Consider the following 16257-nt stretch of genomic DNA (forward strand, 5'->3'; position numbering starts at 1 on the left):
TGATGCGGAGTGCGGCTCGCAGCGTGGTCGCGAGTCGGGGTAGGTTCGTGCTGACGGGCACGGCGATCATGTTGTCGGTGGCGTTCCTCGTCGCGACGCTGGTGCTGTCCGACTCGATGCGTGGTCGAGCGGCCGGTGACATCGCCGAAGCGTTGGCCGGGACGGATGCCGTGGTGCAGGGCGTCGGCCTCGGCGAGCCCGGCGGAGGGCCGGGAGATCCGGAAAGGTCGGTTCGGCGATCACTGGATCCCGACATCACCGAGCGCGTGGCTACGGTCGATGGCGTCGACGGCGCCGCCTCGCAATGGGTCGGCTTCGCGAAGCTGGTCGTCGACGGATCGTCGGTCGGAACCGGCACGGCGAGCGACGTCGGTCGCAACTGGGTCGCCGACCCGCAGCTCAATCCGTTCCGGCTCGCGAGCGGACGACCACCGACCGAGATGGGCGAGATCGTGATCGACCGATCGCTCGCCGGTGACGCGGGCTTGGCTCCTGGCGACGTCGTACAGGTCCTGACCACGACGGGGATGCACGACGCGACCATCACCGGCGTCGCGACGTTCGCGTCGGCGGACGCGGCACCGCTGCAGCGAACGGTTCTGTTGCCCGACGCAGCGGTGTCCGCCTGGCTCGACACTGCGGCACCGACGGAGGTGCTCGTCGACGTCGCGGACGACGCCGACCGCGCCGAGGTGCTCGGCCGACTGTCGACGCTGACCGATGCCGAGGTCATCGACGGGTCCGACCACATCCGGACGATGCAGAACGCCGCGACGTCCCCACTGCAGTTTCTGACCGTGTTCCTCCTGGCCTTCGCCGTGGTCGCGGTGCTGATCGGTGTGACGATCATCTTCAACACGTTCGCGCTCACCGTCGCCCGCCGCAGGCGGGAGTCGGGGCTGCTGCGGGCGATCGGTGCGGAACGACGTCAACTGCTCGGCGGAGTGGTGATCGAGGCGGCGCTCGTCGGGACGATCGCCACGCTCGCCGGCCTCGTGTGCGGGGTCGCGGGAGTGGGCGCGCTGCGCTGGCTCGTCGGACTCGCCGGGATCACGTTGCTCACCGGCCCGTCGATCGTGAGCACGACCTCGATCGCGGTCGCCGCGGCCGTCGGTATCGGCGCAACGATCCTGTCGGCATGGATCCCGGCTCGCCGCGCCGCGGCGACACCGCCGATCGAGGCGCTGCGCGAGAGCGCGGCGGAACCCCGGGTCGTGAGCCCGGCACGAACTGCGAGCGGGCTCGTGCTCGCGGCGGTGGCGATCGCTGGCGGAGCCGTGGCTGTGGTGCGCTCGAGCGCGACGTGGGTCGTGCTCGTCGCTGCCATCGTCCCGGCGCTCGTGCTGTGCGGTCCGGCTATCGTGACCGCCGCAGCGCGTGGGAGCGCTCGGGTGGCCCGCCGCGCCGCCGGCGTGGGTGGCTCGATCGCGGCGGGCAACCTGGCTGCGAGCCCTCGTCGATCGGCGTCGACGGCGCTCGCGCTCATGCTCGGCACCGCGCTGGTGACGATGTTCGCGATCTTCGCGAGCTCACTGACGAGCGCGGTCGGGACGGACGTTCGTGACGGGCTGCGGGCGGACCTGGTGGTCACGTCGGCGACCGCCGACTTCCCGACGATCGACCCCGCTCTGGCCGGCCGGATCGCAACGCTGCCCGACGTCGACGCAGTCGCCGCGCTGTCGATCGCCGAAGGGATCGTGGCCGGGAAAGCCGAGGCGATCGGCGGCATCGACCCGACGGCACTGCCCACCATGTTCGACCTCGACCCGATCGCCGGCGACCTCGCCGACCTGAGCGAGGGGGGCGTGGCCGTGGTCGGCGACGACCCGACGCTGCTCGGCGGCACGCTCGCGATCGAGTTCGAACGCTCGACACTCGAGGCGCCGATCGTTGCCGTGGTAGCGAGGAGCACCGGCGGTTTCGAAGCCCCTCTGTACTTCCTCGACCGTGCGACACTCGACGCCTCGGTCGGTAGTCTGCTCGACGCTCTGTTGTTCGTCGACCTCGCCGACGGAGCGGCCGCGGACGCAGCGGAAGACGTGCGGGCGCTGGTCCGAGCCACGCCCGGGTCGTTCTTCGAGACCCGGGCAGAACACGTCGCCAACAGCGGGAGCGAAATCGCCGCGTTCCGGAACTTCATCGACGGGATGCTCATCCTCGCGAGCTTCATCGCGCTCCTCGGAGTCGCCAACACCACGGCGCTCGCGATCAATGAACGCTCTGGAGAGCTCGGGCTGCTGCGAGCGGTCGGCGCGACTCGCCGGGAGCTGCGTCGAATCGTGCGGCTCGAGGTGGCACTCCTGTCGTTCGTGGCAGCATCGATCGGTATCGCCGTCGCGGTCGGCTTCGGCTGGGCGCTGATCGACGTCACCGGTGGCGCGGAGATCCCATTCGTCGTCGTACCGTGGTCCCGCCTCGCAGTGACGCTCGCCGTTGCGGTCGCAGCCGGCGTCGTCGCCGCGGCGTGGCCCGCGTACCGGGTCTCCCGGGTGCCCGTGCTCGAGCTGGCGGGCCGGGACCGCTGATGCGCCCGTCCTTGCGCCTGAACCGGGCGGCCCAGGACCGGTCCCGGTGGGCTGGACCTGCATCGTCGGCTCCGGAGAGGCACGCCCGGCTACCGCCAGGCGTCGGTCCGATCGTTGTGGGCCTCGGTGGGTCTAGGAGCTGCCCTTGACCTGCACGGCGTGCGTCAACGTCATCAGCAGCAGTCCACCCAGCAGGTTCCCGGCGCCGGAGAGGACGACGTTGAGCCCCAGGTCGGCGTAGGAGACGGGGGCGCCGAGCCAGATACCGAACAGCAGGTGCAGCCCGGAGACGACCACGTGATCGAACGGGCCGAGGGCGAGGAAGAACCCCACCACGTACGCCAGGGCGATCCGGCTGCCTACCGAGTTCACCGCGTGCAGCAGGTACGACAGCAGCGTCAGCAGGGTCCCGGCCGCGATGCCCCGGGTGAAGGTAGCCAGCCCTCCCTTGGCGGCGATCTCCTCGGCGACGAGCGCGAGGGTGTGGTGCGCCCGACCGGGCAGCGTCCCGTGTACGGAGAACACGGCGGCCATCACCGCACCACCCACGAAATTGAGGACGAGCACCAGCAGCCACAGCCGCACCAGGGGCCACAGGGCGGCGAGCCGCCGACGGGCCACCGCGGCGGCGACCGGGTCGAAGAAGTTCTCGGTGAACAACTCGGTGCGCCCGACCACCACGAAGACCAAACCGATGCCGAACGCCAGCGCTCCCACCAACTGCCCCACCCCGGAGGCGAAATCGGGTGCCGCCAGTTCCCGGGACACGCCCAGCGCGACGATCCCGAACACGATGGTGACCCCGGCGATGAAGCCGGTGGATGCCTGCTCCAGCGCGCCCATGGACAGCCGGCGCTCGCCCTCGGCGCGGGAGCTGTCGTAAATCTCCTCAGGAGAGGGGGCTCGTACCATTCGGGCTGCTTACCCCCGCCGTCGTGATCGATGCGGCCCCGCTGGCTGCTTGGACACCTAAGGAGCCGGACCTCCGGGATGCTGGTCACGCCGGGTGGTGCCGCGCTCGCGCCGGCTCAGGTCCGCGTCGTCCGGGCGGTGGGTGGTGACGGAGGTTCCGGTGGTCGGCCCCGGGCGTGTCGAGCGTCGGCCAGGGCCACGCCGAGCAGAACGGTCAGGACGCCGGTGGCCGCGATCAGCGGTGTGGTGAAGGCCAGCGGGAGTGCGGCGGCGGCCAGGGCGGCGATGCCGACGAGCCGGCGCCGGGCGACCCGGTCGAAGACCACCCGTTCCAGCCCGATCCGGCCGGCGAGATAGAGAATCGGCCCGCCCAGGACGGGCACCAGCCAGGCCGGGCGTACGTGGTCGACGGAGTGGGTCACGACGATTTCGTAGCCGACGGCCACGTACACGATTCCCAGCACCATGATGATGTGAGCGCGTCCTAGCTGTCGGCCGGCTAGGACGCGGTCCTGAGCCGTGTCGACGGCTTCGGGGAGAACCTGTCCCGCACGGTAGTAGTAGATCCGCCACAGCAGGACCGTGGTGGCGAAGCCGACCACGAGTGCCAGCGTCGTGGCCAGCGACACCGGGGTGTCGGTGTAGGTGAGTCCCAGGGCCAGCACGCTCTCACCGAGCGCGATCAGCAACAGCTGCTCGTACCGGTCGGCGAGGTGATGGGTCTTGGTGGGATCCCACGCGTCGTTCAGTTCCCGGCTCATCCCGGGCACCGGCCAGGAGTAGCGCGCGGACACGAGGTCGATCGTGATGGCCAGTGACCACAGGCCGAGCCGGGCTGCGTCCTGGACCAGCATGCCCCCCAGCCACGGCACGGCCGAGACGGTGAACCAGATCGCCGACCGGGCGTAGAGACCTCGTAGTGCCGGGTGCTGCACCAGCCGGGTGAGAACCAGCGGTCGCCCCACCTGGAGGATCACGTACGGTACGGCGAACGCCCAGCCGCGGGAGTGGAACGCGTACGGGAGTGCCGACGCCATGAACACCGCGCCGAACGCGGTGAGCAGCACCATCGCCTGGACCGCCCGCCGGCGCGGGTCGAATCGGCTGGTGATGTGAGCGGTGGTCGTCCACAGCCACATGATCGGCACAACCAGCACCAGGACGTACAGCAGTGCTGCCCACCGTCGGATGAACGTCTCGGCGGACAGGTCCGGCGCGACCCGCGAAACGACTCCCGACAGTGAGAAGACCAGCACCAGGTCAAAGAACAGCTCAAGGAAATCGGCGCGACGCTTCTCACCTGCACCGGTATCGACTGCCACTGAACCTGTCACCACCCGTCTACCGGCACCGGCTCCCGGGCACCCAGACCGGCCCTCACGCCGGCTCGGCTCCCAGCCGGACGGGGCCGTACCAGCCGCCGCATGCAGCTACTCCACCGGCCTTTCGCCCCGACGCTGAAAGTATCGGGACGAGGTCTGGTTGCCGGGCACCTTCTGTAATCCTGCGGGCTGACGCCCCTGGGACGGGGGTCCTTCTGGGTCTGGCCGCCGCCCCGCTCGGCGTTGGCGGTGCCCCCGAGAGCGCCGATAAAGGTCGTCCTTGATCATCTGCGGCGACGCCCCGGTTCAAGGAGAGCCGTCTTCGCGCTCGATGATCTGGGAAGGGGGACCCGCCGGGCTCAGTGGCACGGCAACCGGCGCCGGAGCGGTGACCGTGTAGCCGTTACCGAAGTCGAACGTGACGAAGGCGTTCTGCCCAGAGCGCAGCGACTCGTCCAGCCCGACGAGTTGCAGCACCTGCTCAGCCTCCGTGTTGAGCTGCACATGACCCAGCGGCGGGATCTGCACGCGTGCCGGGCGAGCCGACGGGGAGGGCGATGGACTGCCGGTCGGGCGGGCATCCGGGCGCGGCGAGTCGGTGCCGGCAGGCGGCGGCGTGGTCAACGGGATCTCGGTCGGCGACACGGCTGTTCCGGCGGCCGGCTCGGCGTTGGCGATGACGACCTCGCGCGCGTCCTGGCTGGTGACAGTGACCGTGACGGGGCTGGGCGAGTCGTTGTAGATGACCACGTTCATGATCGCGTTGTCGCCGGCCTCGTAGCCGTCCAGGCCAGGGAAGGCGAGCAGCAGGCCGCGGATGGCGTACTCGCCGTTGGCGGTCTCGGCGTTGACACCCTGGGCCGACGGCACCTTGTTGGCGGTCTCGGCGATCTGGCCAGCGCTACATCCGGACAGCATCAGACCGGCCGTTGTCGCCACGCCACCAACAAGCAGAGCCACCCACCGGGAATGCCTGATCGAGCGCATCACGTCGGTCTCCTCCTCCTGGTCTCGCCCGATTCCGTCCACCAGTCGAGGGGGCCGTGTCCGCACACACCGCCGTTCAAGGCTAGTTGTGCCGGAGCCTCGCCCACACGCCGAACTGCGGGATGTCACCTGCCGGAGTGGTCCGCCCGCGAGGCGCCACCACCGCCGGGGCCGGCCCTGCGGACCGCGCCGGCCGGGCCCTCACATGCAACGCGGCCTGCGGTTTCACCGGCGCGTAGCAGCAGAGATACCTAAACTGGCTTAACCAGATCTTTCGCCCTAATTCGCATTGGGAGGCAGGACGGCATGGGAAAGGCCCCGCGCCCAGGCCCTCGCCGGGCCTGGAAACGCCCGTGGCTGACAGGGCAGGCCCGCCGGCGGTTCAACGCGAGCGTTCGGCTGGTGGTGGCGCTGCTGTTGGCCGGGGGTGTGTACGCGTTCTTCGCGCCGGCCTCCCGGGCGCAGGAGGAACCGGGGCTGAGCGCTGCTGCCGTTGCGGGTGAGGCGTTGTTCGAGGTCGGTTGCATCACCTGCCACGGCCGCAGTGCCGGCGGGGTGGAGGGACGAGGTCCGAGTCTGATCAATGTCGGGGGCGCCTCGGTGGAGTTCCAGGTCGGCACGGGCCGGATGCCGCTGGCTCGGCAGGAGGCGCAGGCGGCGCGCAAGCCGCCGCAGTACTCCGACGAGGAGGTACGGCAACTGGCGGCGTACATCGACTCGCTCGGGGTCGGTCCGGTGGTGCCGGACGACGTGGACGGCCTGGTCGAGGACGCCGACCTGGCCCGTGGGGGTGAGCTGTTCCGGATCAACTGCTCGCAGTGCCACGCGTTCGGCGGAGGTGGCGGGGCGCTGTCGTCGGGCAAGTATGCGCCGAGCCTCTACCCGGCCAGCGACCGGATCATCTACGCGGCGATGCTCAGCGGCCCGCAGAACATGCCGGTCTTCGGTGACAACACCCTGACCCCGCAGGAGAAGGCGGACATCATCGCCTACATCCAGCAGGTGATCCAGTCCGACCACGACCCGGGTGGGTTCAACCTGGGCCGTTACGGCCCGTCGACCGAGGGCTTGGCGGTGTTCCTGGTCGGCATCGTCGCGCTGGTCTTCGCCAGCCTCTGGATCGCGGGCAAGTCGTGAGCGTGCATGCTGCCCAGCAGAGCCGGGAACCCCTCGACGTCAACGATCCCTCGATGACGCGCTTCGACATCGTCCGGGAGGGCGCCCGCCGGGACGATGTCGAGATCGTCCACTACGAACCACAGGTGGTGCCAGGCTCGAAGGCCGAGCGCCGGTTGACACGTACCGTCGCGGCGCTGTTCGCCGTCGCCGGATTGTCCTCGCTGGCGTTCCTGGCGGTGTTCATCTGGTGGCCGTGGCGCTACCGTCTGGTCGCCGACGTCGAGGAGTACTACACCCCCCTGCTGGGGGTGACGCTGGGCATCGCGCTGCTCGGCGTCGGGTTCGGCATTCTCGTGTGGGGCAAGAAGCTGCTGCCCAAGGAGGTCTCCATCCAGGACCGCCACGAGGGTGCTGTCTCCCCCGAGGAGCGGCGGATCACCGGGCAGACCATGCTGCACATGGCCGACGAACTCGGCATCAAACGGCGGCCGCTGCTCGGCGTGTCCCTGCTCGCCGGGCTCGTCCCGGTCGGTGTGGTCGCCGCCACCCCCCTGATCGGCGGCCTCATCCGTAACCCACACACCGACCGGGAGCTCTACCAGACCGGCTTCGCCCCCGCCGACGACCAGGGCGCGATCACCAGCATCCGTCTCGTGCGGGAAGACGGGCGCGCCGTGCGTCCGGCGGACCTACTGCCCGGTGGGCAGGTCACCGTCTTTCCCGGCATCCCGCGCGGGACGAGCAACGAGTACGCCGATTCGGTCACCCTGCTCATCCACCTACGACCGGAGGACGCGCTCAAGGCTCGCGAAAACAATGAGGAGGCCGGCAAGACCGACTGGATGTGGGGCAACTACATCGCCTACTCGAAAATCTGTACCCATGCCGGCTGCCCCGCCAGCCTCTACGAGCAGCAGACAAACCGGCTGCTGTGCCCCTGCCACCAGTCACAGTTCCTGATCACCGAGAACGCCAAACCCGTCTTCGGTCCCGCCAGCCGGCCGTTGCCCCAACTACCGATCGAGGTCGACGACGAGGGCTTCTTCGTTGCCTCCTCCGACTACAAAGACCCCATCGGCCCCGACTTCTGGGAACGCCCCTGACCACTTCGGCCCCCGCATTCCCGGCCACCAGCGCCCACATCGGCGCCCGGCAAGGGCTGGTGACCCTGAGCCACCCCGCTCGCCATCGGCGGCGCGAAAACGCGAGCAGTCTCGTTCGGCGGTCGAGGTGACTTTGGCCGGTTGCGGGGAAACCGATGCCTCCGCTGGTCAACGAGGCGCGGTTGTCACACCGGGCCTTCTCGGGAAGGGATGGAAGCTGGCATGGCAACAGAGGAACGGTCACTGATGGCCGAGACGGGACGTTTTCCGAGAACGGCGCCGGTCCCGGCTGCCGTTGAGATCGACGCACCTACGATGCGACGTAGCGCGGGAGACCGGATAACCGGTGGCCCGGTCTGGGGTGGTTTCGTCGTCGCGCTCGCCAGCTGGATCACGCTCGAGGTGCTGCTGGTCGCCCTGACCCTGACCGGGGTGACCGCCGGACCCGATCCTGCCCCTGACCAAAGCGCCTGGTGGTGGTCCCTGCTGGCCGCCGTTGTCGCCTTGTTCGTCGGGGGTCTAACGGCCGGTGCCGCGTCACGTTGGCAAGGTCCGCGCGACGGGTTGCTGCTGGGGGTGACGGTGTGGGCACTCACGATGGTGGCGCTGCTGGTGTTGTCCGCGGTGGGTGCCGGTATCGGCTTCGGCGCGTTCGGTCAACTGTTCGGCACCGGCCGTGTCGGGACCGGACAGGAGCTGCCTGCCGCCATCACCGATGCGGCGCAGGACGCCGCACTGGTCGCGCTGCTCGTTCTCGGCCTGACAGTCGTGGCGGCTGCCGCCGGGGGTGCCGTCGGCGCCAAGATCTGGCCCAGGAACGCCGATCGGCAGTCTCGACCCTGACCTGGATCCATCTCATGGCGTACCAGCTGGTCGATCGCGACGGTCTGTTGGTGGCGCAGATCGTCCGTGTCGGCTCCGCCGCGCTGGCAAGCACAAAGGCACGCCGCACGTAACCGGCCCGGCTCCACCGTCACGCAGGAGGAGGAACGCGACGATGAGGCAGACCAACCCACCGATGGCACCCAGCAACGAGGCCACCAGCGAACAACTCGACGTCGCCCGAAGTCAGGGCAACGTCTACCACCAGGCCATGCAGGCCATGGCTGAGGAGGAGGGAGCCCACACCGCCCAGGTCGACGACTACCTCGTCGGCTTCGTCCACGAAGAGGCCGAAGGCATGTACGCCCTCGACGGCGACAGCCTCGTCTGGCGCGAGGCCGACGACGACGCCAACGCCCACCTCGAGGTCGCCGTCGCCGACGCCGTCGACGGACGCTTCGTCCCCGGCCTCGACGTACACCTGGAACTCAGCCGCGACGGCACTCCGGTATGCGCCACGACCCCGTGAACGGCCGTCGCTACGCCCGACCCGTCGAGGTCCACTTCGACAACATCAGGCTCACGAACGGCCGCAAGCTCAGCCCGGACGCCCACCCCCGCGGATCCGCAGCGCCTACCGCCGCAGGCGGGTAGCCGGTCGACCGGGAGTGGGAGGACTGGGTAGATTTCCGTGTTTGCCCTGGGTGTGGTCCGTTGGACACCCACCCGCAGTTGTAGGGCGGGCGCGCTGAGCAGCCTGCCCGCGTCCGGCTGCCGTGGCCCCCTTTGTCGAGGTGGCGCAGGCGGTCTGGTGGGGCGCTCAGGTTTTCGGGGGGTGATTCAAAATCACATAGGTAAACTTAAGGCCCCGACCAACGTTTCTCCTGGTCAGAGCCTTAATGGTGTGGAGCTGAGGGGATTTGAACCCCTGACCCCCTCGATGCGAACGAGGTGCGCTACCGGTCTGCGCCACAGCCCCCCGGCCCGCCGACCGGGAAAACCCGGCGGGCCGAGGACAAGGCTAACAGTTCCCCCGACCCGCCGTGAAACTGCCCCAGCGCCCTACGGTCACGCGGAGTGCGAGCCTCGGCCGGCCTCGTAGGCGCGGCCGCGCAACCCGCCCGACCGCCGGTAGGAGACCGACCCGGGCCGGCCACCACCGGCCGCCGCCGGCAGCTCGGCCGGCAGGTCAAGACCCATCGCGGTACGCCGGACCGCCTCCCGCTGGGCCGCCAGCCGCCGCTGCGCCTCCCGGCGGGCCGCCGCCCGGCGCGCCTGCTCCCGGCGTACCTCGGCCTGCCGGGCGGCCAGCCAGGCCGCCTCCCGGGCCCGCGCCCGACGGCGGCGGCGCTCGGCCACCGCCCGGTTGCGCAGGTGCACCACGTACGCGCCCAGCAGGGCGGCGGTGACCGCGAAGCTGATCCAGAAACCGGGGCTGACCAGCACCACACCCACCAGTTCGACCAGGTTGAGCAGGATCAGCGCGGCGAAGACCCGGCGGCGGCGGTAGACCGCCGGGGTGTGCCGCCGGTCGGGGCGACGCGGCCTCGGCCCGGACCGGGGTACCGACCGTAGCCGGCCGCTGCGCCGACCGCCGCCGTTGTCGGCCGGCGGCGCGGACACCTGACCCGCCGGTGGGCCGGAGGCCTGCCCCTGCGGCGGTACGCCGGCCCGGAGCGTGACCACCAGCACCCGGGACGGGTTGACCGGCCGGCGGCCCGGGACAGTACGACGCCGCCGGCGGCGCTCGATCACCCGCGCCGTCGACTGCGCCCGCTCCGCCACCAGCCGCTCGGTGGCGTCGTACCGGCGCACCAGCGCCGGCGCGAGAGCGAGCAGACCAGCGGCGGCGAGGACGGCGAGGAGCACCGACGCCGGCACCCTCACCCCTCCCGTCACCCTTGTCGGGCAACCCCGGCGGGCGCGAGAACTGTCGCGCCGTGGCCCTCGATCGGCAGGATCGACAGGGCCGGTCCGGGGTTGCCGCACGTCCCAGTTACTTCAGGTTACGGGGCTCCCACCAGGATATTCGTACGCCGCGCCGGGCACCCGGCTCAGGAGGCGGCGGCGCGCAGCCGGTGCCAGCGGGCCAGCAGACCACCCTCGGCGGCCACTTCTTCGCTGGTCATGGCGTACCCGATGTGGTCTCGCCAGGCGCCGTCGATGTGCATGTAGCGCGGGTGGTACGCCTCCTCGCGGAAGCCGAGCTTCTCGACCACCCGACGGGAGGGGGCGTTCTCCGGCCGGATGTTGACCTCGATCCGGTGCAGGCCGCCGGGGCCGAAGGCGTGGTCGACGGCGAGCGCCATCGCGGTCGGGATCACCCCCCGCCCGGCCGCCCGGGCGTCCACCCAGTAACCGGCGTACGCCGAGCAGAACGCGCGCCGCACGATGTTGCCCAGGTTGAGGTGGCCGACCAGCCGTTCCCGGCCGTTCTCCCGCAGGCAGACCGCGAACGGCATGCCCTCGCCCCGGCGGGCGGAGCGCCGCTGGTCGCGGTGCACGTAGCGGAACGCGGACGGGGAGTTCAGCTCGTCCCAGCGGCCGGGTGGGGAGGACTCCCAGGGTGCCAGCCAGCGCTGGTTGGCGCGGCGCACCTCGGACCAGGCGGCGGCGTCGGAGCGCCGGTACGGGCGGAGCACGACCGGGCCGTCCCGCAGCACCACGGGCCAGCCGGGCGCGGAGAGGTTCATCGGCGCCGGTCCAGCAGCAGCACGTCCACGGTGGAGCCGGCCGCCGCGGTGGTCACCCGCTCGCCGAGAACCAGCAGACCGTTCGCCTCGGCCAGCCCGGAGAGGGTGTACGGCCCACCGAGCAGCGGTTGCACGGTGTAGCCGCCGCCGCGCCGCTCGGCGACGTGGGCGGGGCGGAACTCGCGCAGCCCGGCCGGGGACGACAGCGTTTCCAGCAGGTGGGCGCGCACGCTCGGCCGGAACACCGGTTCGGCGCCGGCGAGCAGTTGGATGGCGGGCCGGGCCAGCACCTCGAAGCCGATCAGCGCGGCGCCCGGGTCGCCGGGCAGGCAGACCACCGGCACCTCCTCGGCGCCGACCGTGCCGAAGCCGAGGGCGGCGCCGGGGTAGAGCGCGACGTCGGTGAAGACGACCGGGCCGGGTCGCCCGCCGTCGCGGCGGGACATGATCCGCCGGACCATGTCGCCCGGCCCGGTGCCGGTGCCGCCGGTGGTGATGATCAGGTCGGCCCGCAGGGTCTGGTCCTCCAGCAGGCCGCGCAGCCCTTCGGGGTCGTCGTCGCAGATGCCGACCCGGTAGGCGACCGCGCCGACCTCGGCGGCGGCCGCGGTGAGGGCGTGCGAGTTGGCGTCGACGACCTGGCCGGGCTGGCTGCCCCGGCCGACGTCGACAAGTTCGTCACCGGTGGCCACGATCACCACCCGGGGGCTCGGCCGGACCACCACGTGGCCGATGCCGGTGGCGGCGAGGACGGCGACCAGGGCCGGCGAGATGTAGCTGCCGGACCGGGCCAGCAGGGTGCCGGCGGCGATCTCCTCGCCGGCCCGGCGCAGGCCGTACCCCCGCTTGGGGGTGCGGAAGATCTCCACCGCGGCCATGCCCTGGTCGGTCCATTCGACCGGGACGACGACGTCGGCGGCGAGCGGCAGCGGCGAGCCGGCGGCGACCGAGAAGCAGGATCCCGGCGTGAGGCGGACCGGCCGCCAGCTCGCCGCGCCGAGGTCGCCGACGACGTTGAGCCGGACCGGCCGGGGGTCGCCGAGCCGGGCCGGGCCGGGGCCGAGGCCACCCGCCGGCGGGAAGCCGCCGCCCCGGCCGGCTCCGGAGATGTCCTCCCAGCGGGCCGCGTACCCGTCGATGGCGGCCTGGTCGAACGCCGGGAAGGAGTGCGGCGCGGTGACGTTCTCGGCGAGCACGTTCCCGTACGCCTGGGTCAGGTCGAGGTCGAGCGGGGGCAGCGCGCGTAACCTGCGCAGTACGCTGCCCAGGTAGTCGGCGAGCGGCGTCAGCTCGTTGGCGGCCGCCTCGGCGTCGGCCGTGGCTGTCACACTGTCACCCCGGTCATGTGCTGCGCCCGGCGAACGTGCCGACGAACTCCCCGAGCCACTGCCGGAACTCGGCGCCGAGGTCGTCGTTCTGGCAGGCCAGCTGCACCACCGCCTGCAGGTAGCCCAGCGGCATGCCGGTGTCGTAGCGGGTGCCGCGGTAGACGATGGCGTGCACCGGTGTCCCCTCCTTGAGCAGGGTGGCCATCGCGTCGGTGAGCTGGATCTCGCCGCCGCTGCCGGGGCCGGTCCGCCGGATCGCGTCGAAGATGTGGCCGGGCAGGATGTAGCGGCCGAGTACGGCCAGGTTGCTCGGGGCGTCGGCGGGGTCCGGCTTCTCCACCAGGCCGGTCACCTTCACCACCTCGCCGAGGTCGGTCAGTTCGGATTCGGCCTCGGTGACCGACGCGATGCCGTACCGCTTGGTCTCCTCCCAGGGCACCTCGCCGAAGGCGAGGACGATGCCGCCGGTGCGGGACTGCAGCTCCAGCATGGGGGGGAGCAGCGGGTCGGCAGGGTCGCCGAACTCGTCGCCGAGCAGCACCGCGAACGGCTCGTCACCGACGTGCGACTCGGCGTACGAGACGGCGTGGCCGAGGCCGAGCGGCTCGCCCTGCCGGCAGGTGTAGATCTCGGCCAGCTCGGCGGGGCGGCGGACGGCGGCGAGCCGCGCGGCGTCGCCCTTCTCCTCCAGGCGCTGCTCCAGGTAGGGCTGGCGGTCGAAGTGGTCGACCATCGACGTCTTGCCCCGGCCGGTGATCAGCAGTACGTCGCCGATGCCGGCCGCGGCGGCCTCCTCCACGATGTACTGCAGGACGGGCCGGTCGACCACCGGCAGCAGCTCCTTCGGCACCGCCTTGGTGGCGGGCAGGAACCGGGTGGCCAGACCGGCGGCGGGGATGACCGCCTTCACCGCTCGTCGCCCGGTCGGCGCTGGGGTCGTGGGGGTCGAGGAGGAGTTCGTCGCTGAGGTCGCTGCATGCTCCGGCATGTCGCGAGACTATCGGCCACGGGTCTGTAGCGGCGGGTGTGCCCCGGAAGACGCGCCGCCGGGGCGACCCACCTCACCGTCCGTCGCGTCGGCCGGCCGGGGCGCCCGGCCGGCCCGGGGCAGGTCGTCGGCCGGCGGCACGGCGCCGCCGGCCACCGCCAGCTCCGCGACCGGCGGCCCGATCCTGGGTACGGCGATCCGGTAGGTGTCGCGGCCGGCGGACTTGGCGGCGTAGAGCGCCTGGTCGGCCGCTTCGAGCAGGTGCGGTCCGGTGAACGCGTGGTCCGGATAGACGGCGATGCCGATCGACACGGTCACCGAGATCCGCCGGCGTTCGCCGGCCGGGCCGACCTCGGCGTCGACGGTTATCGGGGTGTCCCGGATGGTGGCGCCGAGCCGCTCGGCGACGGTGGCCGCCCCCGGGGCGTCGGTCTCGGGCAGCAGCACCACGAACTCCTCCCCGCCGCGGCGGAAGGCGAGGTCCACCTCGCGTACCAGGTTGCGGATCCGGCGGGCGAACTCGGCCAGCACCGCGTCCCCGGCGGCGTGGCCGTAGGAGTCGTTCACCCCTTTGAACCGGTCGAGGTCCAGCGCGAGCACGCTGAGCATCCGGCCGAACCGGCTGGCCCGTTCGACCTCCCGGCGGACCGACTCGGTCAGGTACCGGTAGTTCCACAGCCCGGTGAGCGGGTCGGTGAGGGAGAGCCGCTGCGCCTCCTCGTGGATCCGGACGTTCTCCACCGCCACCGAGGCGTGCCGGGCGAAGGTGCGCAGGGTGGCCAGGTCGGCGTCGTCGAACTCGTCGCCGCCGTGCCGGTCGTAGAGGGCCAGCACCCCGATGGCGTCCGGCCGACCGGCAACCGTCGCCGGCAGCGGCAGGCCCGGCTGGTGGGGTTGCCCGGCGGCGGTGAACGGCACGGCGACGTAGGTGTGGCACCGGGGTTCGTGTTCGGCCAGCGCCGGCCCGTCCCGGTCCACCCGGCCGCGGCGCGGCTCGCCGGTGGCCGCCACCGCGCCGAGCAGCCCGGCGCCGAACCGGATCGGGCCGTCGTCGGCGCCGGCCGTCGGGCTGAGTCCTTCGGCGCAGCGGCAGACCAGGGTGCCGGTGGCCGGGTCGAAGAGCAGGACGAGGCCGGCGCGGGCGCCGGTGGCGGTGACGGCGGTCCGCAGGATCACCCGCAGGATCCGCGGCAGGTCGTGGGTGCTGGCCAGGGTGTCGCCGAGGATCGCCAGGTGGCCGCGGAGCTGGTCCCGGCTGACGGTGAGGGCCTGGGCGTAGGTCTGGGTCTCGCGGGTGATCCGGTTGAAGGTGCTGGCGAGCCGGCCGACCTCGTCGGGCGCCCGGACCGGGAGCCGGGCGGTCAGGTCGCCGCCGGCCATCCGGGCCGCCGCCCGGGCCAGCTCGACCAGCGGGCGGGTGGTCGAGCGGGCCAGCCGGCGGGCGGCCAGCAGCGCGAGGACGCCGGCCACTCCGACCGCCCCCGCCAGCAGGGCGTGCAGGGTCCGCGACGGTTCGCGGGCCACCGACAGGATCAGCGGTAGGGGCTGGCCCGGGGCGGGGCCGATCCGTTTGACGTACCGGCCGCCGCGGGTTTCGACGATTCCGTCGCCGGTGATCCGCTCGGCGGCGGCGAACACCGATTCCCGGGTGCCGCTGGGTTCGGTGCTCGGACCGCCGTCGGCGTCCGGGTCGACCGCCGGCGGGCCGCCGTCGATCGATTCCCTGGTGGCCGACCCCCCGGGCGCCGACCCCTCGGCCACCGATCCGTCGGCGGCCGATCCGTCGGTGGCCGGTCCCTCGGCGGCCGGTCCCTCGGCGGCCGATCCGTCGGTGACCGGTCCGGCAGTGGCCTCCGGCCCGCCGGTCGGACTGGCCGGACCCGCCGGGCCGGTGGCGGCCGGCTTGGCCGGCAGCAGGGTGACGGCGGTACCGGTGGCGGCGGCGAGCCGGGTGACGAAGGCGGTGTCCAGCACCTGGGCGGCGTGCACGCTGCCGCTCGGGGTTCCGGCGGTGTCCCGGAGCTCGACCCGGGCGGCGATCGCCCGCGGCGCCACCGCGGTCGACCGGTCGCCGCCGCAGTCGGCCCACGGTCCGGCCGGCGGGTCGGGCGTGATCAACACCGGCGTGCCGTTCGCAGCGGTCACCAGGACCGCGCTGGCCAGGCCCTGGGTGACGAACTCGGTGGCGAGCCCGGACCGGTCGGTGGCCACGGCGACCGCGGCGGCGGCGGAGTAGAGCTGTTGGCACAGCGCGGTGATCGTGTTGCGTACCGTGGTTGCGGCGAGGCTCAGCCGGTCCTCGGACCGCTGGTGACCGACGGTGGCCGCCGTGACGCCGACGAAGCCGGCGCCGAGTAGCACCGGGCCGAGCACCACGGCGAGAAAGGCGCTTGTCAACCTTCCGCGCAGCGTCACTCTTCCCTCCGGAAGCTCCGCACCCGATGCTGCGATGCTGCGA

The 16257-nt window shown here is 72.0% G+C and carries 13 protein-coding genes and 1 tRNA gene; 5 read left to right on the forward strand and 9 right to left on the reverse strand.

All coding sequences use genetic code 11. From position 1 onward, the window contains the following. Window positions 1-47: 47 nt before the first annotated feature. On the forward strand, window positions 48-2525 hold the full coding sequence (locus tag O7627_RS29840; RefSeq protein WP_278096784.1) for an ABC transporter permease: 2478 nt from the start codon (window positions 48-50) through the stop codon (window positions 2523-2525). A gap of 132 nt (window positions 2526-2657) precedes the next feature. Here the strand turns inward: O7627_RS29840 and O7627_RS29845 are convergent, their stop codons facing one another. From O7627_RS29845 to O7627_RS29855, 3 genes are all read right to left on the reverse strand, one after another. After that, a complete protein-coding gene (locus O7627_RS29845; RefSeq protein WP_278096785.1) occupies window positions 2658-3437 on the reverse strand; it encodes a formate/nitrite transporter family protein in 780 nt (259 codons plus the stop codon). Between the two features lie 116 nt (window positions 3438-3553). Beyond that, a complete protein-coding gene (locus O7627_RS29850; protein ID WP_278096786.1) occupies window positions 3554-4759 on the reverse strand; it encodes a low temperature requirement protein A in 1206 nt (401 codons plus the stop codon). A 306-nt stretch (window positions 4760-5065) separates the two neighbouring features. Further along, the gene (locus tag O7627_RS29855) at window positions 5066-5749 is read right to left on the reverse strand and encodes a hypothetical protein (protein ID WP_278098485.1); all 684 of its coding nucleotides are present in this window, start codon (window positions 5747-5749) and stop codon (window positions 5066-5068) included. Window positions 5750-6052: 303 nt separating this feature from the next. On the opposite strand from O7627_RS29855, the gene O7627_RS29860 reads away from it, so the two are divergent. From O7627_RS29860 to O7627_RS29875, 4 genes are all read left to right on the forward strand, one after another. Then, on the forward strand, window positions 6053-6883 hold the full coding sequence (locus O7627_RS29860) for a cytochrome c (protein WP_278096787.1): 831 nt from the start codon (window positions 6053-6055) through the stop codon (window positions 6881-6883). A gap of 53 nt (window positions 6884-6936) precedes the next feature. Next, the gene (locus tag O7627_RS29865) at window positions 6937-7968 is read left to right on the forward strand and encodes a Rieske 2Fe-2S domain-containing protein (RefSeq protein ID WP_347404688.1); all 1032 of its coding nucleotides are present in this window, start codon (window positions 6937-6939) and stop codon (window positions 7966-7968) included. 222 nt (window positions 7969-8190) lie between these two features. Next, window positions 8191-8811 carry a hypothetical protein gene (locus O7627_RS29870; protein ID WP_278096789.1) on the forward strand — a complete coding sequence of 207 codons (621 nt, stop codon included), beginning with the start codon at window positions 8191-8193 and terminating at the stop codon, window positions 8809-8811. Window positions 8812-8965: 154 nt separating this feature from the next. Then, window positions 8966-9319 carry a hypothetical protein gene (locus tag O7627_RS29875; RefSeq protein ID WP_278096790.1) on the forward strand — a complete coding sequence of 118 codons (354 nt, stop codon included), beginning with the start codon at window positions 8966-8968 and terminating at the stop codon, window positions 9317-9319. A 376-nt stretch (window positions 9320-9695) separates the two neighbouring features. On the opposite strand, the gene O7627_RS29880 is transcribed toward O7627_RS29875, so the two are convergent. The 6 genes from O7627_RS29880 to O7627_RS29905 all read right to left on the reverse strand — a co-directional run bounded on the left by O7627_RS29880 (window position 9696) and on the right by O7627_RS29905 (window position 16214). Next, a tRNA-Ala gene (locus O7627_RS29880) sits at window positions 9696-9769 on the reverse strand. An 89-nt stretch (window positions 9770-9858) separates the two neighbouring features. Continuing rightward, on the reverse strand, window positions 9859-10677 hold the full coding sequence (locus O7627_RS29885) for a hypothetical protein (protein WP_278096791.1): 819 nt from the start codon (window positions 10675-10677) through the stop codon (window positions 9859-9861). Between the two features lie 167 nt (window positions 10678-10844). Beyond that, window positions 10845-11483, reverse strand: coding sequence for a GNAT family protein (locus tag O7627_RS29890; protein WP_278096792.1), 639 nt, complete (start codon window positions 11481-11483; stop codon window positions 10845-10847). After that, window positions 11480-12811, reverse strand: a complete 1332-nt coding sequence (gene glp, locus O7627_RS29895; protein WP_278096793.1) for a gephyrin-like molybdotransferase Glp — start codon at window positions 12809-12811, stop codon at window positions 11480-11482. Before glp ends, O7627_RS29890 begins: the two co-directional genes overlap by 4 nt. 13 nt (window positions 12812-12824) lie before the next feature. Beyond that, a complete protein-coding gene (locus O7627_RS29900; RefSeq protein ID WP_278096794.1) occupies window positions 12825-13799 on the reverse strand; it encodes a UTP--glucose-1-phosphate uridylyltransferase in 975 nt (324 codons plus the stop codon). 9 nt (window positions 13800-13808) lie between these two features. Next, a complete protein-coding gene (locus tag O7627_RS29905) occupies window positions 13809-16214 on the reverse strand; it encodes a diguanylate cyclase (RefSeq protein ID WP_278096795.1) in 2406 nt (801 codons plus the stop codon). Between the last annotated feature and the right edge of the window lie 43 nt (window positions 16215-16257).

The organism is Solwaraspora sp. WMMD1047 (assembly GCF_029626155.1).
Taxonomy (GTDB): domain Bacteria; phylum Actinomycetota; class Actinomycetes; order Mycobacteriales; family Micromonosporaceae; genus WMMD1047.